The following is a 25721-nucleotide window of genomic DNA, read 5'->3' on the forward strand; positions in this document are numbered from 1 at the left end:
CAAACAGAAACCTCATTAAATAAAGGCTTCCGTTTGGATCGTTTAGTATATCTCTTATATTTTTATTTGGGAATTGTACTTTTAAAACTTATCTAAATTTTCACTTTGCTTTTTAAATGTCTCTTTAACTTTTTTTCCAAATTGTCCTTTAACAGAATTACCCATACTCTCGGAAACAGTTGCCATGTTTGTTTTAACTGAAGCTAGCTTCGTTTCTCCACTTTGCTTTGCTTTTTGCTGATTGGTTTGCTTTTTCTGATTCATAGAATGACCTATTGCTGAAGCAATCGAATCTTTTTGTGCCTTTTTTTTAAGATCCTTTGTTACATCGTCTAACATCAAAAATCACTCTCTTTCTTTGCTAATTCCTGATCAGATAATGTACGTAGTGCACGATAATAAGTTTCGTCTAACTCTTCTGTCTCTCGTTCAATTTGCTTTCGATCTTGTTTTGCAGCTTCATAAACCTCTTCTTTTAACCTATCTAACTTATGTACAGCTTGTATAATAAATTCTTGATCTGGAACGTAGTCTTTTAAATAATAGTGTGTCATATCTGCCACTTCTTCTAAATCATGTATTCCCTGGTCTCTTTGAAAAAGAATATCGTCTTCTTTCTCTTCAAATTGGCGTTTTTTATTAAGATAATCTAGTTTTAATACTTCTTCTTGATCCAATAGAACACTCCTTCCTAGAAAAGTTGACTAGCCAAATCTTTATCACTTTGAACAAGTTTATCGATACCCGATTTAATTTCAGAAACGAGACTATCAAAGCTCTCACCCAACTGTTTCGCTTTAGCTATCTGTTCGTTATAAAAAGTGGTAGGTTCAGTCACAATACTAGCTTCTGTTGCACTAACTGAAGCTAATGCATCCATGATTTCAGATTCATTCAATTCTGTTCCTATTGATCGAGCATGTTGCAAGCCTTCAGACCAAACTCCTTCTGCTTCTGTAATCGCATCTTGATAGATTGTGATCACATCAATTAATCCGTCTTTCATTGTTTGAGAAGCAGTTGTTACAGCTAATAAAGCTTCACTATTATCTAAATAAATTTCTTCATTCTTTGATAAACCACCACTACTAGCTTTAAGTTTCTTTCTTAATTTTTTCAGTTCAGCAAGGTCCATTATTTTATAAGTACCATATAATTTCAAATACTCTTTTACACGGGCTTTCGCTTCAGCATCATCACCTGTCCAGAATTTTCCATCACCATTTTTCTTTGCCCAATTTTTGGCAGCCAGTTCTACTTGCGCTTTTGTCATACCAGGGGCAAAGATACCATCTTTGGCTAAACGATCTAAATTTAGCGTGTCCCCGTCAAAGTATTTAGCAAGGGTATTATGTTCATTGAATCCTATTCCTTCAATACGTGAAACAGTTCCATACATATGATCACGTCCTGAAAGATTCGCCCAAGAATCATTTTGATATCGACGCAACATTTCAGGATTATTTTTTAGCCATTTTAGTTGATCATCTGTGAGCGTTCCAAACTGATCTCGTCCCCAATCATCAAAACTTGTTGTTTGAAAACCCATTTTTTTACCATGTTCTGCGGCCATTTTCATCATGTAGCCACCAGATTGACTAAAACCAGCAACATCAGTAATCAACCCGTTATGTTTAGCTATTTTATTTTGCGTTTCGTTTAAAAAGGCTTGTGCACCTTCATATTCGCCTGAAAGACCACCTGTGAAAGCACCACCTGCAGTACCAAAACCATTGGCTCCTGTTTCATTATGCATATTAGTTCCAGCATAGACGACGGCTACATTATTATAATCAGGTTTACCATTGACTATCGGAGCGATAGCCATTGCGTTTAGTTGGCTATCTTCATCACTGGCTGCTTTGTTTATGATTTGGTAATCTTGTTTCGTATTTGATATATCTAATCTAAGTTTACTGCCAATATTTTTATTTTGAACAGTATCTTTTGTCTCATCAATTGCTTTAGCTAAAACTTCTGTTGTAATTTCATTATTCACAGACTATTCCCTCCTAATATTCTAGCTCATGAATTTCCAGATTATAAATAATTTTAGCCTTAGGGCTACCTTCTCTAGATTTTTTTATTTTTTTAGAACCTAATTGATCTAGCTTGTCTCCTATATTAAAATTTCCAACAGCATTCTCTATCTCTAATTCAAGGAGAGAATCTATATTATTAGGATTCAAAGAATGCTTTAGAATATATTTGTTTAAATCACCATCATATTCCGCTTCGTCAGTTAATGTGAACCTTACAGTAAAGAATTTATCTGAAGAAACAAATATTTTAGCTTTACTATTCACGTAATTTCCTAAAATAGAACTTCCCAAAATAGGTGAACTACGCCATTCAACTCCTACCCCTTCCCACTCAATTTTTTCAATACCTTCATAATTTTTAACCAAATAATCAGTTACATAGTTTTGAATGAGTTCAATCCCATCTTGATAGCTTTTTTCTACAGCTTTCTTATCCATATATTTTTTTCCTCCTATACATATAATGAAGAGCAGAACCATTCCTAGTAATGTTGCTAAAATCCATTTCTTTTTCATTTCTTCACCACCTAAATTAATGCCCTGTTCTTATGTAAGAATAACAATATGATCGACATATAGCAATCTTTTTCGTACGTCCCCTTCTTGACTGTCTATGTAACTTATTTTCTTCTGTCTTATTATGTCCGTTGCTTCCAGCATAGACGACGGCTACATTATTATAATCAGGTTTACCATTGACTATCGGAGCGATAGCCATTGCATTTAGTTGGCTATCTTCATCACTGGCTGCTTTGTTTAGAATTTGGTAGTCTTTTGATGAGTTTTCAATTTCTAATTTAATTGTATCTCCGATATTTTGATTTTGAACAGTATCCTTGGTTTTATCAATAGCTTTTGCTAGAACCTCTGTTGTAATTTCGTTACTCATAAAATATCTACCCCCACTAGTAAGTCAACTCATGAATTTCTTTATTGTAAATAACTTGAGCGTTTGGACTTCCTGAACTATTTTTCTTTATATTCTTAAAAACTAGCTTGTCTTTTTCTTTAAGCTGTCTAGTGGTATTTCCTATCTCCATTTCTATAATCGAATCTAAGTTAGTAGGGTTCAGATAGTCTTTTAAAACATATTTTTTTGAATTATCATCATACTCTGCTTCCTCAGTAAGAGTAAATCTTATAATGAAAAAGTCCTTTTCAGAAACAAATATTCTAGCTTTACTATTCACATAATTTCCTAAAATAGAAGCGCCAAAAGTAGGAGAACTTCGCCATTCTACCCCTACCCCTTGCCACTCAATTTTTTCAATTCCTTCATAATTTTTAACTAAATAATCTGTTACATAGTTTTGGACAAGTTCCATTCCATCTTGATAACTTTTTTCTACTGCTTTTTTATCCATATATTTTTTCCCTCCCATAAGTAAACTGACAAATAAAATAATTCCTAATATAATCCCAAGCTTCTTCTTCAATTCCTCACCACCGAATATTTTAGATTACTAGAAAAAAGATCTGGAGACAATCGCTCCAGATCTCTCTAAAATTCTTATAGCCCACGACCAATCGCAGAAGAAATATTTTGATCTGTTTCTTCTACAATAGTTGCAACTTCGTTCAATTGTTTGTTAATCTGCTCTAACAGCTCCGCAAACTCACTTACTTTTGGTTTCAAGGCAGTGAATTGATCATTAAAGCTGTCAAACCCTGAACAAGATACAATTCCCTTGAATTGTATCTTGTTCAGATTGTAGTTTTTGTAGAATGTCTTGAACCTGTTGTGATCCATCCGTATATTTTGTAGCGGACGTGCGTAGCTCTTGTGGTGATAATTTAATGCGATCTCCAGCCATATTTAATTTCTCCTTTTAGAGTGAATTTCATTTTGTTATTAGTTTAACACATAAAGAGAAATATTTTTATCTAAATATTGAATAAAATACTAATTTTCTGATAAAAACCAAATTTAAATTTCTTTAACTAAATTGAAGACATTTACATCAAAAAAGTGATCTCATCACAGCTGCATAGGATCACTTTTGAGTATACTCAAAAGTTACATTTTAAGAATAAACTAAAATAATCATTCTATCCTTCCCGAAAATAGTCTATTTTATATTGCTAGATCATATAACCCATCACATCAATATCCGAGGCATTTAGTTCAGTGATTTCTACATCATTTTCTTTTGTGGAGAAGTGATTATTCGTAATTAACGATATACCTTTTTTTGTGCTACCACGTATCTTGTATACCTTTGGATGAACCCTTGTTATCTTTGATTGTTCTCTTTTTACTGTATCAAAAAAATCCCCTTGTACTCATGTAAATACAATACATAAAATCCTGTTTTCATAAATAATTTCTTTTCCCAAAAAAGTCATTTTCTGTACACTAAATTTAAATAAAACAATTAAGTACTTTATCTATAGACCATTTACCAAGAGAAATAGTACTCCATTAAAAAAGGAATTGACATTATTATTGATTTTAATCATTTTTACAGTAATCTCTTGATCACTTAATAAACATTTGCTTGTATCGCTGTCAATATGTTTGCTTAGCTACACTTGAATCTGAACGTTCGTTTGAAGGTCTCCAGTTATAGCATTAGATGTTTCTGTTTCTATTCCTTCTAGTTATTTTTATTCTAGCAAGTACAACTTAGTTCTAAAAAAAAGATTCAGATACCAATCATTCTCGATTGCTACCTGAATCTTTTTCACTATTACATATAATCCACTTCTATTGTCTCAACTTAAACGTCATTTCAACTGGATTATGATCTGAATTTTCAAACTCAGCATCAATCACTTTTCCACTAACATTCTCAACATTATCTGAAACGATAAATCCATCAATCAACGCTACAAAGGACTCCCCTTTTGTATATGGTTTATCTAAATTACGCACTGAAGGAACTGGCATTTTCGTTTCACTTAAAGCTGCAACTTGTAAATTTTTCGGTAGCTCTTCTTTTGGAAAAGGCTGTAACCATGTGTACTCTTCTGTTGTGTCGTTTTTAAAAGTCTTAGTCGAAGAATCGAGTAAATCATGATTAAAATCACCACCACCAACGACATAATTGCCTTTTTTGTATTCATTTTCCATATGATCGAATAATTTATGCACTTGTTCTTTTTGGATTTTTTGATCCTTGATATAGGCCGATAGATGAACATTATACAGCATCAAATATTTGCCATTTTCAACTGGAATTTTTGAGACCGTAAAGGCACGATCTAAATCAAAGAATTTATTGAAATTCGTTTCGATTGGCAAACTATAACGGATACTTGTTTCAATCTCATGATTGCTCAATGTTAAGATGCCTGATTTCGATTTACCAATTGGATCTAATACAGGGTACATCAGAAAAGCTGAATCATAATTCGTAGCAAACACACTAGAGTAATCGGAAAATTGCTGATTGATTTGTGTCACTTCATCTACACCACGACTACGGGTGGCTTGTTCATCAACCTCTTGAAATAAAGCAAAATCTGGATTGATTTTTTTAGTCGTATTGATTACGCCAGAGATATTTTTAACAACACTTGCTTCACTGACTGCTTTAGATTGTTTACCGCCATCCATGAAAAAGGTGTAATCTGGCGTGTAAGAACCGTAGCCTATGTTAAACGTTGTGATTTTGTATTCTTTATTTGTTGTTGCTTGGTTCATTTTAGCCTTTTGAGTGATTTCAACAGGCTTGTTATCCGCAATTCTTCCATAACTAAAAAAAACATAGCTGACATAAACTAGAATGATGGCGATAAAAATGGATAGAACACTTAAAAATATTTTGATACTTTTCTTTAAATTCATGATTTTCTCAACTTTCTACTGTGTACTTTCCATTCTACAATAAGAACAAACACTTTCGTTTGAAGGCATCGGTGCACCGCAAAAATGACAGATTTTGTTTCCTACTTTGATCGTGTTTTCCTGATCAGCTCTTATCTTAATACGCTCTTTTTGGGTTTCGTTAGACTTTTCTTTTGAGACATCCTTTGTTACTGCAGCTCTCGTTACCTTATGTCTATCTTCAACCGTTTGCTTTTTTGGTTCTGGTTCTCGATAAAAAAGGCTCGTAACAGCATCAAACACCCCAATCCAAATAAGTATGTCGTTATCCCAATCACTTGTAACGATAAATACAAAGAGTAAAATACCACCTGAAATAAAATTTCTATTTAAAATCCTTGGAATCCCAGTTGCCCCAAGTATTAAAGTAAGTAAAAACGTATTTCTAGGTTTCATGTTGTACAACAACCCAGCTCTTTTGATCATAAATAGATTATCTTTTATAAACTGCCACATTCTTCTTATCCCCCAACACATTTCCATCTTTTTAACGTAATATTTATTATAAGCGTAAAATGAGTTAGTTTCAATATAGGATAAAAAAGCAGAAAGACCTTTTCACAGGGCTTTCCACTTTTCTTATTTTTTATGTCACTTAGTCTATCTTAGGTTTCATCTTATTGATCATCGCAGTCGTCTTAGGTAATAAATCTTCATAATAATCAGCAATTTTAAAATTTATTGTCGCTAATCTATCCTGTAGCTCTTCGATTTTCGCTGTAATCCGTTCCTGTTCTTCTTCCAGCAATTGTTTTCTTGCTTCAATCGTAGAGTCACCTACATTCGCTAAACGAACATATTCAATGATCATTTCCAATGTCATGCCAGACGCTTTTAATTTTAAGATCGACTGAATCCACTCAAGGTGAATCTCATCATAATCGCGAACGCCATGAACTGTTCTTGTAACAGATGGGATTACGCCAATTCTTTCGTAATACCTTAATGTATCCGCAGAAATGCCTACTAGCTCTGCCATTTCTTTGATCGTCATCTATTTCTCCTTTTGTATAAAATCAATTGACTCTGACAATTCTTTATATTGCTCAGTCATTTGTATTTTCTGATTTGCCATATTTAAAGCTAACTCGTATGCATCACTACCTACCATTAACTCTAAAGGTGGTTGTGTCATTTCAACGACATCCATATAAAGTGCAGCAACTTTTTCAGGGTCTCCTGCTTGATTCCCATTCATCGCAGTAACAAAACCTAAACGTTCTTCTACTGATTTTTTGTATGGCTCGCTGATTGTATGAGACATCGCATAGGAATTTTCTGATAAAAATTCTGTTCGTAAATACCCTGGTGCTGCATTGATGACGTGGATTCCAACTGGTTTAACTTCTTCTGCAACAGCTTGGCAAATTCCATTGATTGCAAATTTCGTTCCTGCATAGGTTGATTCAAATGCGCCTGCATAAAGGCCAGAAATCGAGGATGTATTGATGATATAACCCGATTTTTGACTTCGCATGATCGGTATAATAGCTCTCATCATATTCAATGTCCCGAACACATTGACATCAAAACAGGCACGAACTTCCTCATCTGTTAAATCCTCTGCAGCTCCTGCTACCATAAACCCTGCATTATTTACTAAGACATCGATCCTACCGAATTTTTCAACGGCTAACGCAATTACACGTTTGATATCTGTCTCATCTGTAAGCGACAAGCTAACAGGTAAAAAAGAGGGACTTTCAGCTCCCACCTTTTGAATTAAACTTTCTTTGTCACGACTTGTTGTGATAACTTGATGCCCATTATTTAGCAACGCTTTTGTTAAAATTAATCCTAACCCTTTTGAACCTCCTGTTACGAACCAGACCTTTTTACTCATCTCTATACTTCCTCTCTTTTTGTTGTTTGATCGATCAACAAGGAAAGTATAAACCTTGGAGGTACCTCCAAGACAAGTTCTTTTTTAATTATTTTTTTGCACTAGCTCCGCAAGCTTATTTACAGTGTTTGCATTTCTGATTGTAATTCGACTGTACATCTTTGTTCCAACGATTTTTGACCAACGGCTTCTTGAGAAGGTTTTGATCGGTGCCGACCAGAAAATGACTCGTTCGTGATAAGCAACTTTTTCGTACTCCGCTTTAGCCTCGCCGACAGATTCGATTACTTCCTCGGTTGTTGTTGGCGGGATCACAAAAATCACATTGTGCTTTGATTCTTTATCTGTATTCCACCATTCTGGCATCTGCTCTAATGCTTCCAGTAACATTTTGGCAGACACAATCGTCACAATGATTTTAAGCCCAAACTCAGATTCAATTAGTTTTTCACAATCTTCTGTGAGTTGTAAACTATTCGTTTCTTCACTAGAAAAAAGAACATTGCCACTATTTAAAAACGTACTAACATTTGTAAATCCATGCTGTTCAAACCGTTCTTTCAACGTTGCCATGACCACACGATTTTTCCCACCCACATTAACGCCACGTAATAAAGCAATATAAGTTGTCATATGTAACTCCCTTCACCTTAATAATTCATCCTCACTAAAGCAAATAGTTTCTTCAATATTGTCCCTATATTATAATAGAGAAAACAATAACTAGAAAGAAAAGAGGGCGTATCATGAAAGATATCAATGAATTTTTTTCAAGCATTAATGAACCGGAACATCGTGAGCGTTTAGAAGAATTATTTGAATGGACGATGAAAACTTATCCGCAATTTAGTGTTGTAATCAAATGGAATCAGCCAATGTTTACGGATCATGGTACTTTTATCATTGCGTATAGTACTTCAAAAAAACATCTTTCCATTGCACCAGAAACTGTGACGATTTCTACATTTAAAGAGGACATTGAGAAATCAGGCTATCAACACACAGATAATATCATCAAAATCACGTGGGAGCAGCCAATTGACTATTCATTACTAAAAAAAATAATCGATTTTAACGTTCAAGAAAAAATCGATTACACGAAATTTTGGCGTGAATAACTTCTATAAAACGACCTTTATTCAAAAAAGTTTTATCGATAAGAAATTATTGAAGTAGCAAAATCAGCGTACATCTATTATTATTTAGACATAGAGAGTTACTTAATTATCTTCCCCAAAGATAAAATAAGAACCGATCCTATCTTGGCTGAGATAGGATTTTTTTTGACCTCACTTTCCCCTCAGTAAAATATAAAGCGGAAAAATTAACAAAAGACTTTCTCTCTCTAGTGTCTGGTGTCCAGACCGAACAAAATGTTAAGAATTTCTTTAGAGGAAAAATAGCAATGCTGATAACACAAGCATATTTTTTACTCTATCGACTTATTTTTTTACTATTTAACGAAATTATATTGACTATATTCTCATCTTTAAGTTAATATAGTGTTACAATATTAAATAAAAAAAGGCGCTCTGCTGGAGGACCGCAAATCATCCCGCAGAGCCCTGTATTATCAGCACAAACTAATAATACAAGTTGCCTCCGTCAATAGTGTTTATTGACTATTCTCATTGTACTAAAAGTAAGAAAAGATTACTAGTCTTTTTTACAAATTCAGTGTGTTTAGTTGACACTTTATTTAGCGAACGCTTCATGGTATTAGTTGCTGACTGATACCATTTTTTTAGTTTTGTCTTGCTTATTTAGATAATTAGAGCGAAAAACAAAATAAACAGGCACTCTGCAAGAAGACCGCAAATCCTCTTACAGAGCCCTGTATCGTCAGCACAAACTGACAATACAAGTTGCCCAGTCAATGCATTGACTTATTCATTTTACCTAATTTTTGTAAGAAATACTAGTATTTTTTGCAAACTTTTAATATTTTGGATAGTCGATGGTTATTCATTGAACTTTTGCACGGTATTGGTTGGTGGCAAATACTGTTTTTTTTCGCTCTTTTTATAAATAGTAAACACCAAGTTCTCCTTTTTCTCATTACTTTCTTAAAGTAATCTCTCGGTGTTTACGAGCTTGTGTTCCTAGAATCGATCGCTACCATACTTTTTACTTAGTCTGAAAAAGGTTGCCGAGTCAATGCGTACAACGAGAACCAATCGAAAAAATAACATGCAAACAAATAATTTCCGAGATCTACAAGGCTAAGTAATGAAAAGTAACGAACAATTCTATGTTCACAAGTAATAGTTAGAATTAATCTGGCGGATTAGTGATTCTAACTTTCAAAACAAGCAGGTTAGCAGAGCCTGTTCGTTCAAGCAGCTGTTTATCCAAATGCTATTCCTTTTTTGTAAACTACCAACCCAACCATTTTACCAACATAAGGGTAGACAGCTGTTTGTTTTTAATTCTATTTTCTTTTCAATTTTACAAATTAATCTAAAATGGCACAATCGTTTCGTTTCTTACCCCCGTTCTATAAATCTTCTATAAAATGCTCTGAATATCTATCCCAATATTCCGTGTAGATTCTTTCTTGATTATTATCTAAATTCAATTGATACAATCTAAACGTCACTTCTACATTCTTAGGTTGCCACAGCTCTTTGTAAGAATATTTGTAGCTCATACCAATTTTTTGCATGACCTTACCGCTACCAATATTATGGATATCATGCGTAGCTGTAATATAGAGCCACCCCTGGATTCTTAAAAAATCGATAATTGCCTCACTAGCCTCTGTCACCAGTCCTAAGCCCCAATACTCTTTCAATAAACCATAACCAAAATCATGGCTTTTTGCGCCACTTACTGCAATATAGCCAACTGGGTGTGGATTTTCTTTCAGGCAAATGACAAAATAATAACCCCCTTGTTTTTGGTAATTCGATTCAATCTGAGATTCATAAAACTGCTTCGCTTCGTCTTTATCCTTTATAGGGTACCAAGGAAGATACTTATTTACCTCTTCATCAGATAATAGGGTGTATAACGCATTCAGATCTATTTCTGTTTTTTCAACGGTCCGAATGATCAATCGTTTTGTTTCTATCAATGCAATTCCCCTTATTTTTGTATATATTTACCTATAACCTCTTCATTCTATTTAGATTACATAGCCATAACTCTAATCAATTCTAACTTATATTTGATAGAATTGATTAGAATTATCGTTCTTTTTTCTACTCATTATCCTCTAGTTTTTCAAAACTAACCAGTTCCTCAATTGTCGTTCCCAATTCTTCTGAAATAGCGTACATCAATAGTAAAGATGGGTTATGCTTATTTTTTTCTAAATTAATAATCGTTTGTCTTGCAACCCCCACTTTCATTGCAAGGTCGTTTTGAGACATTTCGGTCTCTGATCGGTAAGTACCTACATGCACACTGGTTATTTTACTTTTGACCATTATACTCTCCTTTCTTTTTTCTCGTTTATAAGTATGTATTTTTTGTCATTTATCCTAAAATTGACACCTTAATGTTAACATAAAACGATAAAGTGGGGAATACTTTTGGTCTATACTTGTTGAGTATTCAGAATTTTTTTATTTTTCACAACAAACTCTCTCTTTTAAACATTACTTTAAAGAAAAAAACTCAACGCTTTGATTATTCTTAACCCAAAATACTTTTAATTCTATTTGACCTAGAGTTAACTCTAAGTGGTACACTAGACATAGTGATACTAAGGGAGGAATGTTCATTGGCTTATAAAATTCATGAATTTTCAAAAATGACTGGTCTTACACCCTATACTCTACGTTTTTATGAAAAAGAAGGACTAATCACCGTTAAAAGAGATTTGAATAATATTCGGATTTACGATGATCGAAATAAAGAATGGATCGATTTTTTTATGCATTTGAAAAAAACAGGTATGACGATCGAAGATTTAAAACAATACTTAATTTGGTGGCATGAAGGAGAAGCCACGAATCAAAATCGATTAGATCTCTTAAAAAAACAAAAGCAGATTGCCCTTGAAGAAATGAAACAAATTCAAGAAGGAATTGACATGTTAGATTATAAAATAGGTGTGTATACCGAACGAGTGAAAAACAGTCCTATAAAAAAATAAAAAAGCGTACAATAAAACAAAAATGAATCTTTTGTCTTATTGTACGTTTTTTCTCTACATATACTTATATAAAAAGTAAGCTACAATCATCATCACAATCATAATGAGTAAACTTATAATGAGATGTCTTTTTTTCTTCATCATCACAATGGCAATAAATTCTCTTAAAAAGGCAGTTGGTAAAAAGTAAAAAGCGGTCTTAGCTCCAATCCCATCTGCTTTTAAATGTGCTTTTCGTGCAAATATGCCAGCACGAAATAGATGATAGTTATTCGTTGAAAAAATGGCTTGATAGCTCTGATTGTCTGACTGTTTATCCATGATTTTTTTGGAAAACATCATATTTTCCAACGTATTTCTAGATTTTGTTTCAACCAAAATCATTTCTTCTGGGATTCCTTGTGCCATAGCATATGCTTTCATCGCTTCACTTTCTGGTAAAGCTTCATCTGAACCTTGTCCGCCAGACATCACGAGAATTGGACGCTTAGATGTCCATTTGGCCTGTTCATGATAAAATTGAATCGCTCTTTCAATTCTTTTTCCTAAGAGAGGAGAGACTTGTTCACCATTTATTAGACCTGCACCTAGCACAACAATAAAATCTTGTTCGTATTTTGGTTGGTTAAACTGATAAAGAATTGAAATCGTCACAAAATTATAAAATACCACAAAGAAATAGGCAATCACGAGTAACACACTACTGAAAAGGGCTGCCCCCCACAGCGGTAATGATAATGAGAAATAAGAATAAAACGCTAGAATCGCCGTTAAACCAACTGCCATCACCAAAGTAAGCATGTTAGAAAGTGAGCGGGATTCTTTTCTTGAAAGTACAATAGCGTTCCCATATAAAAAAGTAATCAATGCATAACTACCAAAAAAGACCAATACCGTAAGAGCTGCTGCAACAATTTCTAAAATGAATAGGAGTAATTGATCACGAGTTTCAGCATAGACGACTGCCGTAACGATTCCTAAACTTAGTAAAAATAGATTGAACAATGCCCCATTGATCAGCAATCGCTTTTCTAAAAATAGACGAGTAAGAATAATCCTAAAAATCCTAATGGAATGAAGAAATAATAGATGCCTACTTTCAATTCCAGAAAGGCAGTATAGAGCATAAAATAAGCTCCTGTCCAGATAAAAAGCAATGGTTCAAAGAACGGTTTCTCTTTCTTTTTTGACCATATTCCTAGTCCTAGTAGACTAAGCAAGTAAATCAAAAGAACAGAATAATTGAGTTGAGTAATTTTTCTCCTTTGTTGTTTTTTTTCCCTTTAAACACTATTTATTATAGCGTTTAAAGGGAATAGTTTAAATAAATTACTCTATTTTAGACTATTCACTAAAAAGACTAAGGTATCCCTCTAGGGGTTTACCTTAGTCTTCTGTTATTTTGATAACTGATAACAGACTAGACGTCATCGGTTTCATCTGACCCGTTACTACTTATTGTAGATTTTTGGCCCTTTACGCATGTTTTTACGGTCGTTTTTAGGTGTTTCCATTTGTTTTGAACGACCACCACTTTGTTTCTTTTTGATTAATTCAAGCATTTTCTTTTTCGTATCCATTATTGCACCGCCCTTGTCAATAGAGTCACTGACTCGATATGTGTTGTTTGCGGGAAGTTATCAACTGGTTGGACTTCTTTGACTTCAAAGCCGCCTTCAACAAGTAAAGCCAAATCACGTGCCAAGGTTGCTGGATTACAGCTCACATAAACGATTCGTGCTGGTTTCGTTTCAATCAAGGTCTCAACTAAACTTGCTTCTAACCCTTTACGTGGTGGATCAACGATGACAACATCAGGCTTGATGTCATTTTCGATCATTCTTGGTAATGCTTCTTCCGCTAAACCAGCAGTAAAGGTTGCGTTTGTGATCTCGTTCAATTTGGCATTGCTTTCTGCATTTTTCACTGCTTCTTCAATGACTTCCACACCATAAACGTGTTTGGCATCTTTGGCTAAGGTTAAACCAATCGTACCGATTCCACAATATGCGTCTACAACGATTTCATCGCCCGTTAAAGCAGCGTATTCTTTCACTTTATTGTACATTACTTCTGTTTGTTGCGGATTTACTTGATAGAACGAACGAGAAGAGATTTCAAATTTCAAATCAAAAATCGTATCGATCATTTTATCTTCACCATGTAATAAAATCGTTTCGTCCCCAAAAATCACGTTGGTTTTCTTCGGATTGACGTTTTGCACAATACTGACTACTTCTGGTAAAGCTTCTAAAATATCAGGAATAATTTTACTTGTTGGGAATAATTTTGGTGTTCTTGTAATCAACACAACCATCATCTCACCCGTGTGGTAGCCACGACGAACAACAATATGACGTAAGTTTCCTGTGTTATCTGATTCGTTATAAGGTTTGATGCTGTAACGTCTCATGATATCACGGATCTTAATCACTGCTTCATCGATTTTTGGATCTTGAATATAGAAATGTTCTAAAGGAATTAGATCATGACTATTTTTTCTGAAGAAACCAGTTTGTAGTTTATCTTCAATTTTCCGAACAGGAATCTGTGCTTTATTACGGTAACCCCAAGGATTGTTCATGCCTAATGCATCTAAAACAGGAACATCTGGTAACTTGGCTACGCGTTGCATCACATTTTTTACTTGATCTGTTTTAAATCTTAGTTGTGCGCCATAAGCTAAATGCTGTAACGGACTAATACCAACTTTTGTGAAATTTGCATCCTTAACTGGAACACGGTCTTCACTTGATTTTAAAATCGTCATCACTTTTCCATAGCCAAAACTTTTTCCGACTTTCAGCACTTTGATTTCAACTTTTTCACCAGGCAAAGCATTTTCTATAAAAAGCGGGTAGCCATCCACTTTGGCAACACCCATTCCTTCATGTGTCAAATCAATAATATCAACTTCGATTGTTTCATTTTTGTTTACTGGAAAATTATTCATAAGTCGCTCCTTCTTTAATGCGCTTCTCCCATTCTAATGAAAAAATGCTAGAAAAGCAATAGAGAGTTTGTTTCTCCAGCTAAAAGAAGCAATTATTTTGTTAGAATTTTGGGCAGTCTGTTTAATCGATTTCAGCTAGCTTGTTTTCGATCATTTGAACTACTTGTTTTTTGGCTACTTCACTTTCGATAAAATCATACTTATCCCCATCAATTTGGATTTTGGGACTTTCATTATATTCCTCAAACCATCTCTCATAACGTTCATTTAATTCCTTATAGTAATCATATAATGCTGGATCTTGCTCTACTTGTTCATAAGCTCGACCTCGTTTTTGAATTCGTTCTAACATCTTAGGGAAAGATATTTTAATATGCACTAATAGATCAGGACGCTTTTTTTGAGCTGCATAAGGTAACTCTTGTAACATATTCTCTAATAGTGAATCATAAACTTTTACTTCTGTTTCATTTGCTCTCCCTAAATCGGCATTTAAATGAAATAATAAAGAATCTTCATAGATCGAGCGATCCAAGACATTATTTTCATGAGAGAGGGCTTGTTTAATACTGTCAAAACGCTTATTCAAGAAATAAATTTGTAGTAAAAATGCGTATTTTTTAGGATCTGCATAAAATAAAGGCAAGACTTCATTATCATCCACTGATTCATAAAAAGCCTCCGAACCTAAATGTTCTGAAATAATTTCTGTTAAACTAGATTTCCCTGCACCAATTGTACCTGCTAAAACGATCACTGCCATCGAACTCCCTACCTATTATTGTTTATTTTTTTTAATTTTAACCAATGAATCATACCGTAAATAGAATTAAATGTATACATACAATACATAACAAACAAAGCATAGTCTCCACCAGCATGTGTTCCTGCTCTAAACCATAAGAGTAAAGAAAAGATATTTCCTAGTAACCAAAATACAAATTGTGACTGGTATCTTTTGATCATCAATAGCATTCCAGTTGCCGAAACACTGAATGTTATGGCATCTAACGTTTGCTGGGCGTCATTGACAAAGCCTAAAAGAAAATAGGCGATCATACCGATTGCCAGCCACACAAGTCCAGCATATAACCATTGAATCCCTCTCAACGTTTTTACATCAGTCACATTGCCAGATCCATCTTCACTAGCTTTTAGCCATGCATACAACCCGGTAATATCCATTATAATATAAAAGCTTTGAAGCAAAACTTCAGCATATACTCGCGTTTTAAATCCAAAATATCCTATGATCAATGCACTTATAAACCCAAAAATATAATTGCTCGCCTTGCCTTGAGCAATTAGGTTAACACAAATAATACCAGATAATCCGCCTACTAAAGTGATCCAGTTAGAAGGGTTAAACGAAAACGCAACTAATTGTGCACCAATCATCGTAAGTAAAAAAAGATAATTCTTTCGCTCCCATCCTTTAAAATCATTTATAATAAAATTTGAACTCATTCCAAACAAACCTCTCACTTGTCCTATTTATCATTTTCTGCAGAGATGACGACTTATTTAATTTACCTCTGTTTCAAACACAAGTCAATGAGAATCCTTCTCAATTATTGATTATGAGACTTTTTTTATACAACATATTGTGTTTTTTAATTTTCAATATCTATATATTGTGCATCGCTTATTTTTCATTTTCCAGTTATATCTAGCAAAACAAAAAATATCTAAGACAAATTTGTCTTAGATATTTTTTTGAACGCTTAACCAATTTTTCCATTATTATCAATATCTTCTTCTGTCAAACGTTCTACTTCTTTTACAAACTCTTTACTTGTTTCCAGATATTCATCTTCTTCATCTGAATCATCATCGTAATCATCTAAAACAGTTCCCATGATTGCGTTAGAGGGAATAGCATCTGCATTGGCAAACATCTCGATATGCTGATGTAAATTCGTAAATTCCATCGGTGCATCACCGCCGTATTCTCCATCTAAATTGATCATCATACGGCTGTTTGGCTCCAGTGTTTCAGCATGTAAATGGCTAGTTTTTGTATAGATCAGACGGTTATCTTCAATGTGTTTGCCACCGTTTAACATCAGTGCTGCTAAATGTAAAATTTCAAACACGTTAGCCGTTTTTACAATGATCAGTGAAAATTTACCATCATCGAGTTTTGCATCAGGTGCAATTTGTTCAAAACCACCCACTGAATTAGTCAATCCTAGGAAAAACATCGAAGCATTCCCCTCATAAACACCTTCGTCATACTCCATCCGCATTTTGATTGGTTTGACACGAGGTAACATTTCGGCTCCTTTAGCTAAATAAGCTAAGTAACCAAAAATACTTTTCAGTTCTGAAGGAACTTCATAGGTCAATTCCGTTAAATGACCACCGGCTGCAATATTGATAAAGTAGCTATCTTGCGCTTTACCAATATCCATTTTGACGGTTTGATTTTTTTTAATGACTTCTGCGGCTTTAAGAATATTATCTCTAGGGATTTTTAATGCTCTTGCATAATCATTGGTTGTTCCAGCAGGAATGATCGCCATTGTCGGTCTTTTTTCTAAAGGAGCAATCCCATTTACAACTTCATTGATCGTTCCGTCACCGCCGGCTGCAACAATTAGGTCAAAGCCTAACTCTGCTACGCGGCGAGCTTCGTTTTTTGCAGAATTCTCTTCTGGAGTTGTAGCAAAAGCACTGGTTTCATATCCGCATTCTTCCACTACAGAAAGAATATCAGCTAGGTTTTTCTTCACTAACTCTTTGCCTGAAGTTGGATTATAAATCACTCTTGCTTTTTTCATCATCTTTCGCTGCTTTCTAGCGTTTTGCTAATTCTTCTTGGAGCAATTTGTTCACAACGCCCGGATTGGCTTGTCCTTTGGTAGCTTTCATAATTTGACCAACTAAAAAGCCAACCGCACGATCTTTCCCATTTTTGAAATCATCGACAGATTGTTGGTTATTATCCAGCACCTCATTGATGATCGGCAATAATTGTGATGGATCAGATAATTGAACTAACCCTTTGGCTTCAACCACTTCTTTGGCATCGCCACCGTTTTCAATCAACTCTTTAAAGACTTTTTTAGCGATTTTCGAACTAATTGTTCCATCTTCGATCAAGGTGATCATACCAGCTAAATTAGCAGGTGTTAATTTAGTGTCTGGTAATTCGATTTTCTCGCTGTTTAGATACGCTGATACTTCACCCATCAACCAGTTAGACACTTGTTTCGCATCAGCACCTTCGTTTAATGCTTCTTCAAAGAAATCAGACATTTCTTTAGTTAGTGTTAGAACCATTGCATCGTATTCTGGTAAGCCTAATTCTTTAATATAACGAGCACGACGAGAGGCCGGCATTTCTGGTAAGCTATGACGAACTTTTTCAATCCATTCATCATCGATTGCAAAACGTGGCACATCTGGTTCTGGGAAGTAACGGTAATCACTTGATCCTTCTTTAACACGCATCAATAATGTTTTATTGGTTGTTTCATCAAAGCGACGTGTTTCTTGTTGGATTTCTCCACCAGATAGCAACACTTTTGCTTGGCGTTTTTCTTCAAAGGCAAGACCTTTTTTAACGAAACTCATTGAGTTTAAGTTTTTAAGCTCTGCTTTTGTACCGAATTCTTCTTGGCCATAAGGACGTAAAGAGATATTGGCATCACAACGCATTGAGCCTTCTTCCATTTTCACATCAGAAACGCCTGTAAATAGAATGATTGAACGAATAGCTTCTAAATACGCATAGGCTTCTTCTGGTGAACGCATATCTGCTTCTGAAACGATTTCGATCAGTGGTGTACCTTGACGGTTTAAATCAACATAAGAATAACCGCCATCACCGTGAATATTTTTACCAGCATCTTCTTCTAAATGGACACGTTCAATACGAATACGTTTTGTTTTGCCTTCCACTTCGATATCGATCCAGCCATCGTGACCGATTGGTTGATCGAATTGAGAAATTTGGTAAGCTTTGGGATTATCTGGGTAGAAATAGTTTTTACGGTCAAAATGAGTGTCTTTTGAAATCTCACAATTTAACGCAAGCGCTGCTTTCATCCCAAACTCAAGTGCTTGTTTATTCATAACAGGTAATACGCCTGGGTAACCCCAGTCGATCACATTAGTATTGCTATTTGGTTCTGCACCAAAATGAGCTGGCGCAGGTGAAAAGATTTTAGAATTTGTCTTTAATTCTACATGGACCTCAAGTCCAATGACAGTTTCAAAATTCATTAGTCATTCCCCCCTAAGATCACAGGTTTTTTCGTATGGAAATCCGTTGCTTGTTCAAATGCATACGCTGCTTTATACATCGTACTTTCATCGAATGGTTTCCCAATAATTTGTAAGCCGACTGGCAAGCCTTCTGAAAATCCTGCTGGTACTGACATACCAGGTAGTCCAGCTAAGTTCACTGGAATTGTCAATAAGTCATTCATGTACATGGTAATTGGATCATTGATATTTTCTCCTAAACCAAATGCTACAGTCGGTGAAGCAGGACCAATAATGATATCGTATTTTTCAAAAACATTATCGAAATCTTGTTTGATCAAGGTTCTAACTTGTCCAGCCTTTTTGAAGTAGGCATCGTAATAGCCAGCACTTAATGAGAAAGTACCTAACATAATACGACGTTTTACTTCGATACCGAATCCTTCAGATCGAGAATTTACATAAACATCTTCAAGATTTTTTACGTTTTCTGAACGGTAACCATAACGAATACCATCGAAACGTTGTAAGTTTGAACTTGCTTCTGATGAAGCGATAATATAATACACAGCAACCCCATATTTAGAATGCGGTAAGCTAACTTCTTCTACTGTTGCACCTAATGCTTTAAATGTTTCTGCTGCTTTCAGAACCGCTTCACGAACGCCAGCATCCACACCTTCACCAAGATATTCTTTAGGTAAAGCCACTTTCATGCCTTTGATATCACCTGTTAAACCAGCTGTAAAGTCAGGAACAGACGCGCCAGCAGATGTACCATCTTTTTCATCAAAACCGCTAATAGCATTTAAAGCTAAAGCATTGTCTTGAACGTTTCTTGTCATTGGACCAATTTGATCTAAACTTGAAGAAAATGCAATCAAACCAAAACGTGAAACACGTCCATAAGTCGGTTTCATCCCAACGATGCCGTTGAATGAAGCAGGTTGACGAATACTTCCGCCAGTATCACTTCCTAAAGAAACTGGGATTTGTCCTGCTGCAACAGCTGCTGCTGAACCACCAGAAGAACCACCGGGAACTTTGGAATGATCCCAAGCGTTTTTCGTTTTCTTAAAGTATGATGTTTCTGTACTTGCGCCCATCGCAAATTCATCCATGTTTAATTTTCCAACAGGGATCATATCTGCTTGATAGACTTTATCCATTACTGTTGCATCATAGATTGGATTAAAGTTGTGCAGCATTTTTGACGCTGCTGTTGTTAAAATATCTTTGGTTACGATATTATCTTTGATCCCGATCGGAATACCCGCTAAAGGATTTGATTCTGTGATGCCTTTAAGGTCGATAGCTTTCGCTAATTCTAAAGCTTTTTCATCGCTGATCGTAATAAACGAATCCACGTCTTTTTCTGTCTCATTGATACGATTTAACGTAGCATGTGTTAAATCTGTTGCAGTGATCTCTTTAGAAACAAGTAAATCATGCAATTCTGTTAGTGACTTATCATATAATTTTTCCATTATGCACCAGCCTCCCCATTGTCGATAATTGCTGGCACTTTGATATAGCCATTTTCTGATTCAGGTACGTTTTTCATTAATTCATTGCGATCCATACCAGGTGTAACGACATCTTCTCTCATCACATTGATCGATTGCGCTACATTAGAGGTAAATGGAACACCTTCTGTATCTACTTCTTCCAATAATTCTACCATGTCGATAATTTTACCTAGTTGATCGGTAAAGTCTTTTAATTCTCCATCGGAAAAAGACAATTTAGACAACTTGGCTACATGTTTTGCTTGTTCTTCACTGATTGCCATGGGTACCCTTCTTTCCATTAGAAAAACTCAATTAAGAGCTCACTAGTTCATTTTTTGTACTGTTGAACGATGTTTCACGTTAAGAAAACAGCTTTTTTCTTATTCTATCATAAAATTCTAAGAATTTTTGAAAGAGATGAAAGAAAATACACTGTAAATGTAAAAATACAGCTGAAAACTTACTTTATTTCACTTTCAAGCTACTCATTCTCTTCTTTTGTGTAGCTATTATCGATTGCTGTGACCATTTGTTGTTCATCCCAGACTTCGATTCCAAAGTCTTGTGCCTTCGTCAATTTACTACCGGCATCTTCACCTGCAACCACAACATCTGTTTTTTTAGAGACACTGCCTGTCACTTTACCGCCCAAATTTTCGATCTTTTCTTTCGCTTCTTCTCGGTTGTAATGCGTCAATTTTCCTGTTAAAACGACTGTCTTATCTTTAAATGGTGACTCTACGGCTTCAAGTTGGGCTGTACGAATCCCTTTATAGTCAAAATTCACACCAGCTTTAGCCAACTCATCCATCAATTCATGCACTTCTTCATTGGCAAAATACGTGACTAAACTATCAGCTATGATTTCGCCCATCGAATCTAGTGCTACAACTTCTTCTTTTGTCGCTTTACTAATCGCCCAAAGATCCCCAAAATGTTCTGCTAACACCTTAGCCGCCTTCGAACCTACATGACGAATGCCTAAACCAAAAATCAAGCGTTCAACTGAATTGTCACGACTTGCGGCAATTGCTTTGTAAATGTTATTTGCTGATTTTTCTTTGATTTTTTCCAACGTCATTAATTGTTCTTCCGTTAAAAAGTACAGATCTGCTACATCAGCAACTAAGTTCGTATCATACATTTGTTCTAATACGCGTGGACCTAATCCATCAATGTTCATTGCGTTTCTAGAAACAAAATGATTCAAGCCTTCTTTGATCTGAGCTGGGCACTTAGGATTGATACAACGCAAGGCTACTTCTTCGTCTAAATGAACTAACTCGCTATCACAAACAGGACAATGCGTTGGAATTTGATAAGGTTGACTACTATCATCCCGTTTTTCGGTCAAGACTTGAGCAACTTCTGGAATAATATCGCCTGCCTTGTAAATAATCACAGTGTCATTCAAACGAATATCTTTCATCGCAATAAAATCAGCATTATGCAAGCTTGCACGACTCACAGTCGTTCCTGCTACTCGAACTGGTTGCATCACAGCCGTTGGCGTTACAACCCCAGTCCGACCAATCGTCCATTCAATTTCTTCCACTACTGTTTGTGCTTCTTCTGGTGGAAACTTATAGGCGATCGCCCAACGAGGAGCTTTTACAGTGAAACCTAATTCATCTTGAATCGTAAATTCATTGGCCTTGATCACGATTCCGTCGATCTCATAAGGTAATTCCATCCGTTTTTCATGGTATTCTTCAATATAAGCCCAAACGTCATCGATTGTTTGACATAATTTTTTCTCAGGATTGGTTCTAAATCCGATTTCTGACAATTCATTTAATGCGTCAAATTGAGTTTGTGCCGTCATAGGTCCAAAATCGGCCACTGTATATAAAAAAGTGCTGAGATTTCGTTTAGCCACCATGCTTGTATCCAATTGACGTAAACTACCAGCAGCGGCATTTCTTGGATTAGCAAAAACATCTTGTCCAGCTTCTTCACGTTCTTTATTTAAATTAACAAATGATTGTTTTGGCATGTAACATTCGCCACGGACTTCCACTGAAATTGGCTTTTTCAATTCTAAAGGAATTGACTTAACTGTTTTTAAATTTTCCGTGATATTCTCACCAACTGTGCCATCGCCACGGGTTGCCCCTTGAACGAACTTTCCGTTTTCATATTTTAATGAAATCGCTAGTCCATCTATTTTCAGCTCACAGCAGTAACCAACTTGCTTCCCTGCTAACTTTTGGACACGCTCATCAAAATCATAAATATCTTCTTTACTAAAACCATCATTCAAACTATACATCTGAACTTCATGGGTAACTTTTTCAAAACCTTGTAAAATCTTACCGCCAACTCGTTGCGTTGGTGAATCAGAAGTGATCAAGTCTGGATATTCAGTTTCTATGTCGACTAATTCTTTATACAAGCGATCATACACATAATCTTCTACGGTCGGCTTATCCGCTACATAATACTCATGAGAATATTGATTAAGCTGCGCCCGTAACTCTTTTGCTTTGTCTGTCGCTTCGGCTAATGTTAATGGAAATTCCACCATGATACCCCTCCTAAATTTAAAGTTGAAAGAGCTCGCTCGTATGTTATATTTTTTCAATCGGAGCAAATGCTGCTAATAAACGTTTGATTCCTTTTTCTGGGAACGCAACATCTAATTCCAAGTCCTTAGCGGTACCACCAACTCGAACCACTGTACCTGTTCCCCATGCTTTATGTCTGACTTTATCTCCTGCTTGCCAGGCCATTGATTCACCGCCACTGGCAACTTTATCTGTCACTGGCTGTTTAGTCGGCTGAGCATAAGCTGGTTTAAACACTTTTGGTTCAAACGTTCTAGCTGGTGCTTTTGGTGCTGCAATCGAGCCTTGTAAATCTAATAATTCTTCATCAATTTCATCTAAGAAACGACTCGGACGATTATATTGTGTTTTTCCGTATAAGGTTCTAGAGAATGCATTGGTGATAAACAGCGTTTCCTCAGCTCTAGTAATTCCTACATAGGCCAGACGACGTTCTTCCTCTAGTTCGCTCTCTTCTAGCATCGCACGAGATAATGGGAAGACCCCTTCTTCTAATCCAATCAAAAAGACAACTGGAAACTCAAGTCCTTTAGCTGCATGAAGCGTCATCAAGGTTACTTGAGAGGTACTTTCCTCTAGATTATCTAAATCAGAAACAAGCGCTAAATCATTTAGGAAGACAGCTAATTTTTCTTCTGGTGCATCTGCCTCTTCTTCGTCTTGACGCTCATAACGTTTATCAAATTCTTGGGTAACGGTTAAAAATTCATCCAAGTTTTCTAAACGAGCTTGGGATTCTAAATTATTTTGTCTGACTAATTCTTCGCGATACCCGCTACGTTCTAAGACTTCTTTTACTAATTCCGTAATTGTTAAATAAGGAATCATTTGCGTTAAGTCTTGGATCATCATGCCAAAGCTACCTAGCTCTTTACCAGCTTTTCCTGAAATATTCGCTAGATCGACATTCTGCGACGCTTCTAGTAATGACCAATCATGCATCTGAGCAAAACTTCTTAATTTTTCAACTGAACTTTTACCGATTCCTCGTTTTGGTTCGTTGACAACTCGTTCAAAGCTTAGAGAATCCATTGGGTTGGAAATAATATTTAAGTAGCCTAAAATATCCTTGATTTCTTTACGATCGTAGAATTTATGGCCGCCGACCATCGTATACGGAATATTTGATTTCAACAGCATTTCTTCCATTACCCGCGATTGGGCATTGGTACGATACAACACAGCAAAATCGCCATAAATACGGTCTCTTTCGCGCATTTCTTTTTGAATTTGTCCTACGATAAATTGCGTTTCATCCCGCTCATTATCACCACGATAATAAACAATTTTTTCACCATCCGTATTTTCCGTCCATAATTGTTTATCGCGACGATTACGGTTATTTTTAATAACATTGTTGGCTGCATCAAGGATTTTTTTCGTCGAGCGGTAATTTTGTTCTAGCGTGATCACAGATGCATCGGGATAATCTTTTTCAAAATCTAAAATATTCTGCATATCCGCTCCACGCCAACCGTAAATACTTTGGTCCGCATCTCCCACAACACATAGATTTTTAAAGCGTGCAGCCAGCATATTGACTAAAGTATACTGCGCATGGTTGGTATCTTGATACTCATCAACATGGATATAGTGGAATTTATTTTGATAATAGTTTAATGAATCTGGATGTTCATTAAATAACCGAATTGTATTCATAATCAGATCATCAAAATCCATACATTGATTGTTTCTTAATTCTTTTTGGTACATTTTATAACATTTTGCCACTACTTCTTCGTAAGGTGTCCCTTGTAATTCCTCTACTTTTGCGGGTGTTTGCAACTCATTTTTAGCATTGCTGATCGTCCCTAAAATCGAGCGAGGATCATATTTTTTCACATCGATATTCAATTCATTTAAAATTCGTTTCATCAATGTACGCTGTTCAGAAGTATCAATGATCGTGAAATTACGATTATAGCCGATATGATCGACATCTCTACGTAATATCCGCACGCACATTGAATGGAATGTGGAAACCCAGACATCGTTTCCGCCAACTTCTAATAACTTACCAACCCGCTCTCGCATTTCTTTTGCGGCTTTATTGGTAAACGTGATGGCTAAAATATTCCAGGGATTCACGTCTTTTTCTTCAATTAAATAGGCAATACGATGTGTTAACACTCTCGTTTTCCCACTGCCTGCTCCCGCCATCACTAATAAAGGCCCTTCAGTATGTAGAACGGCTTCTTTTTGTCTCGGGTTCATACCTTGGATCAAGGCGTTTTCTTGTGCCATCATCAACGTCCTCTCTCTTTTTTCAATCTTATACATTATACCAAAAAAAACACAAAAGCTGAACAGATTGACCAAACCTTGAGTAATAACATATAAAAAAATTTATTGGTGCTTGCCACCATGAATTTTTTTTAGAATATTACCGAAAGGTTTAATCTGTAAAGCTAGATGATAGTAGGAAAATTCTTCAATAATGTTACTGTTTTATAGGACAATCTTTTCTTTTGATCAACCTGCTATTTTTCTACAACAATTTATTTTAGTTATTGGTTTCATGATAACAAGTTTGAACATACGTCAAACATAAAAAAACGAAGACAAAAAAATCATAGAAATGATTTTTGTCTTCGTTAAAGAGTGAGACCACTGCCGAACAGATAGCGGAGTTTAAACGTGCGATTTCAATCCACTCACTCAA

General features: G+C 35.5%; 25 protein-coding genes and 2 pseudogenes. 2 read left to right on the top strand and 25 right to left on the bottom strand.

Going from position 1 to position 25721, the window contains the following annotated elements:
* Positions 1 to 81 precede the first annotated feature (81 nt).
* The 12 genes and pseudogenes from ATZ35_RS00080 to ATZ35_RS00135 form a co-directional block, all read right to left on the bottom strand.
* Positions 82 to 339 carry a hypothetical protein gene (locus ATZ35_RS00080; protein ID WP_208928255.1) on the bottom strand — a complete coding sequence of 86 codons (258 nt, stop codon included), beginning with the start codon at positions 337 to 339 and terminating at the stop codon, positions 82 to 84.
* On the bottom strand, positions 339 to 677 hold the full coding sequence (locus tag ATZ35_RS00085) for a hypothetical protein (RefSeq protein WP_208928256.1): 339 nt from the start codon (positions 675 to 677) through the stop codon (positions 339 to 341). Before ATZ35_RS00085 ends, ATZ35_RS00080 begins: the two co-directional genes overlap by 1 nt.
* Positions 678 to 691: 14 nt before the next feature.
* Positions 692 to 1999: a hypothetical protein gene (locus tag ATZ35_RS00090; protein WP_244148186.1), complete on the bottom strand. Its 1308-nt coding sequence runs from the start codon at positions 1997 to 1999 to the stop codon at positions 692 to 694.
* 13 nt (positions 2000 to 2012) lie between these two features.
* Positions 2013 to 2558: a hypothetical protein gene (locus ATZ35_RS00095; protein WP_208928257.1), complete on the bottom strand. Its 546-nt coding sequence runs from the start codon at positions 2556 to 2558 to the stop codon at positions 2013 to 2015.
* Between the two features lie 16 nt (positions 2559 to 2574).
* Positions 2575 to 2931 carry a hypothetical protein gene (locus ATZ35_RS00100; protein ID WP_208928258.1) on the bottom strand — a complete coding sequence of 119 codons (357 nt, stop codon included), beginning with the start codon at positions 2929 to 2931 and terminating at the stop codon, positions 2575 to 2577.
* Between the two features lie 16 nt (positions 2932 to 2947).
* Positions 2948 to 3478, bottom strand: a complete 531-nt coding sequence (locus ATZ35_RS00105; protein ID WP_208928259.1) for a hypothetical protein — start codon at positions 3476 to 3478, stop codon at positions 2948 to 2950.
* A gap of 74 nt (positions 3479 to 3552) precedes the next feature.
* Positions 3553 to 3856: pseudogene (locus ATZ35_RS00110) on the bottom strand (WXG100 family type VII secretion target).
* Between the two features lie 893 nt (positions 3857 to 4749).
* The gene (locus ATZ35_RS00115; RefSeq protein WP_208928260.1) at positions 4750 to 5832 is read right to left on the bottom strand and encodes an endonuclease/exonuclease/phosphatase family protein; all 1083 of its coding nucleotides are present in this window, start codon (positions 5830 to 5832) and stop codon (positions 4750 to 4752) included.
* Between the two features lie 15 nt (positions 5833 to 5847).
* The gene (locus tag ATZ35_RS00120; RefSeq protein WP_208928261.1) at positions 5848 to 6327 is read right to left on the bottom strand and encodes a hypothetical protein; all 480 of its coding nucleotides are present in this window, start codon (positions 6325 to 6327) and stop codon (positions 5848 to 5850) included.
* 139 nt (positions 6328 to 6466) lie between these two features.
* Positions 6467 to 6865 carry a MerR family transcriptional regulator gene (locus ATZ35_RS00125; protein ID WP_208928262.1) on the bottom strand — a complete coding sequence of 133 codons (399 nt, stop codon included), beginning with the start codon at positions 6863 to 6865 and terminating at the stop codon, positions 6467 to 6469.
* Complete coding sequence (locus ATZ35_RS00130; protein ID WP_208928263.1) at positions 6866 to 7714, bottom strand: SDR family oxidoreductase; 849 nt, start codon at positions 7712 to 7714, stop codon at positions 6866 to 6868. It lies immediately after the preceding gene.
* Between the two features lie 84 nt (positions 7715 to 7798).
* The gene (locus tag ATZ35_RS00135; RefSeq protein ID WP_208928264.1) at positions 7799 to 8347 is read right to left on the bottom strand and encodes a DUF1697 domain-containing protein; all 549 of its coding nucleotides are present in this window, start codon (positions 8345 to 8347) and stop codon (positions 7799 to 7801) included.
* Between the two features lie 113 nt (positions 8348 to 8460).
* On the opposite strand from ATZ35_RS00135, the gene ATZ35_RS00140 reads away from it, so the two are divergent.
* The gene (locus ATZ35_RS00140) at positions 8461 to 8832 is read left to right on the top strand and encodes an iron chaperone (protein WP_208928265.1); all 372 of its coding nucleotides are present in this window, start codon (positions 8461 to 8463) and stop codon (positions 8830 to 8832) included.
* A gap of 1379 nt (positions 8833 to 10211) precedes the next feature.
* On the opposite strand, the gene ATZ35_RS00145 is transcribed toward ATZ35_RS00140, so the two are convergent.
* The gene (locus ATZ35_RS00145) at positions 10212 to 10790 is read right to left on the bottom strand and encodes a GNAT family N-acetyltransferase (protein WP_208928266.1); all 579 of its coding nucleotides are present in this window, start codon (positions 10788 to 10790) and stop codon (positions 10212 to 10214) included.
* Positions 10791 to 10917: 127 nt separating this feature from the next.
* Complete coding sequence (locus tag ATZ35_RS00150) at positions 10918 to 11145, bottom strand: helix-turn-helix transcriptional regulator (RefSeq protein WP_208928267.1); 228 nt, start codon at positions 11143 to 11145, stop codon at positions 10918 to 10920.
* 296 nt (positions 11146 to 11441) lie between these two features.
* Here ATZ35_RS00150 and ATZ35_RS00155 point away from each other — a divergent pair, with 296 nt between their 5' ends.
* Positions 11442 to 11816: a MerR family transcriptional regulator gene (locus ATZ35_RS00155; protein ID WP_208928268.1), complete on the top strand. Its 375-nt coding sequence runs from the start codon at positions 11442 to 11444 to the stop codon at positions 11814 to 11816.
* 54 nt (positions 11817 to 11870) lie between these two features.
* On the opposite strand, the pseudogene ATZ35_RS00160 reads toward ATZ35_RS00155, so the two are convergent.
* The 11 genes and pseudogenes from ATZ35_RS00160 to pcrA form a co-directional block, all read right to left on the bottom strand.
* Positions 11871 to 13072, bottom strand: a pseudogene (locus ATZ35_RS00160) (YdcF family protein).
* 195 nt (positions 13073 to 13267) lie between these two features.
* Positions 13268 to 13396, bottom strand: coding sequence for a hypothetical protein (locus ATZ35_RS16865; protein WP_010765698.1), 129 nt, complete (start codon positions 13394 to 13396; stop codon positions 13268 to 13270).
* Positions 13396 to 14769 carry a 23S rRNA (uracil(1939)-C(5))-methyltransferase RlmD gene (gene rlmD / locus ATZ35_RS00165; RefSeq protein WP_208928269.1) on the bottom strand — a complete coding sequence of 458 codons (1374 nt, stop codon included), beginning with the start codon at positions 14767 to 14769 and terminating at the stop codon, positions 13396 to 13398. Before rlmD ends, ATZ35_RS16865 begins: the two co-directional genes overlap by 1 nt.
* A gap of 121 nt (positions 14770 to 14890) precedes the next feature.
* Complete coding sequence (locus tag ATZ35_RS00170) at positions 14891 to 15532, bottom strand: deoxynucleoside kinase (protein ID WP_208928270.1); 642 nt, start codon at positions 15530 to 15532, stop codon at positions 14891 to 14893.
* Between the two features lie 8 nt (positions 15533 to 15540).
* Positions 15541 to 16236, bottom strand: a complete 696-nt coding sequence (gene pnuC / locus ATZ35_RS00175) for a nicotinamide riboside transporter PnuC (protein ID WP_208928271.1) — start codon at positions 16234 to 16236, stop codon at positions 15541 to 15543.
* A gap of 257 nt (positions 16237 to 16493) precedes the next feature.
* Positions 16494 to 17552: a diacylglycerol kinase gene (locus tag ATZ35_RS00180; RefSeq protein WP_208930399.1), complete on the bottom strand. Its 1059-nt coding sequence runs from the start codon at positions 17550 to 17552 to the stop codon at positions 16494 to 16496.
* Positions 17553 to 17568: 16 nt separating this feature from the next.
* Positions 17569 to 18999, bottom strand: coding sequence for an Asp-tRNA(Asn)/Glu-tRNA(Gln) amidotransferase subunit GatB (gene gatB, locus ATZ35_RS00185; RefSeq protein WP_208928272.1), 1431 nt, complete (start codon positions 18997 to 18999; stop codon positions 17569 to 17571).
* Complete coding sequence (gene gatA / locus ATZ35_RS00190) at positions 18999 to 20468, bottom strand: Asp-tRNA(Asn)/Glu-tRNA(Gln) amidotransferase subunit GatA (protein WP_086278844.1); 1470 nt, start codon at positions 20466 to 20468, stop codon at positions 18999 to 19001. Before gatA ends, gatB begins: the two co-directional genes overlap by 1 nt.
* A complete protein-coding gene (gatC, locus tag ATZ35_RS00195) occupies positions 20468 to 20773 on the bottom strand; it encodes an Asp-tRNA(Asn)/Glu-tRNA(Gln) amidotransferase subunit GatC (protein ID WP_086278843.1) in 306 nt (101 codons plus the stop codon). Before gatC ends, gatA begins: the two co-directional genes overlap by 1 nt.
* A gap of 200 nt (positions 20774 to 20973) precedes the next feature.
* Positions 20974 to 23019, bottom strand: coding sequence for an NAD-dependent DNA ligase LigA (gene ligA, locus ATZ35_RS00200; protein ID WP_208928273.1), 2046 nt, complete (start codon positions 23017 to 23019; stop codon positions 20974 to 20976).
* A 43-nt stretch (positions 23020 to 23062) separates the two neighbouring features.
* Positions 23063 to 25303 (bottom strand): DNA helicase PcrA, encoded by a 2241-nt coding sequence (pcrA, locus tag ATZ35_RS00205; RefSeq protein ID WP_208930400.1) that lies wholly within the window; start codon positions 25301 to 25303, stop codon positions 23063 to 23065.
* Positions 25304 to 25721 lie beyond the last annotated feature (418 nt).

This window comes from Enterococcus rotai, assembly GCF_001465345.1.
Classification (GTDB): domain Bacteria; phylum Bacillota; class Bacilli; order Lactobacillales; family Enterococcaceae; genus Enterococcus_L; species Enterococcus_L rotai.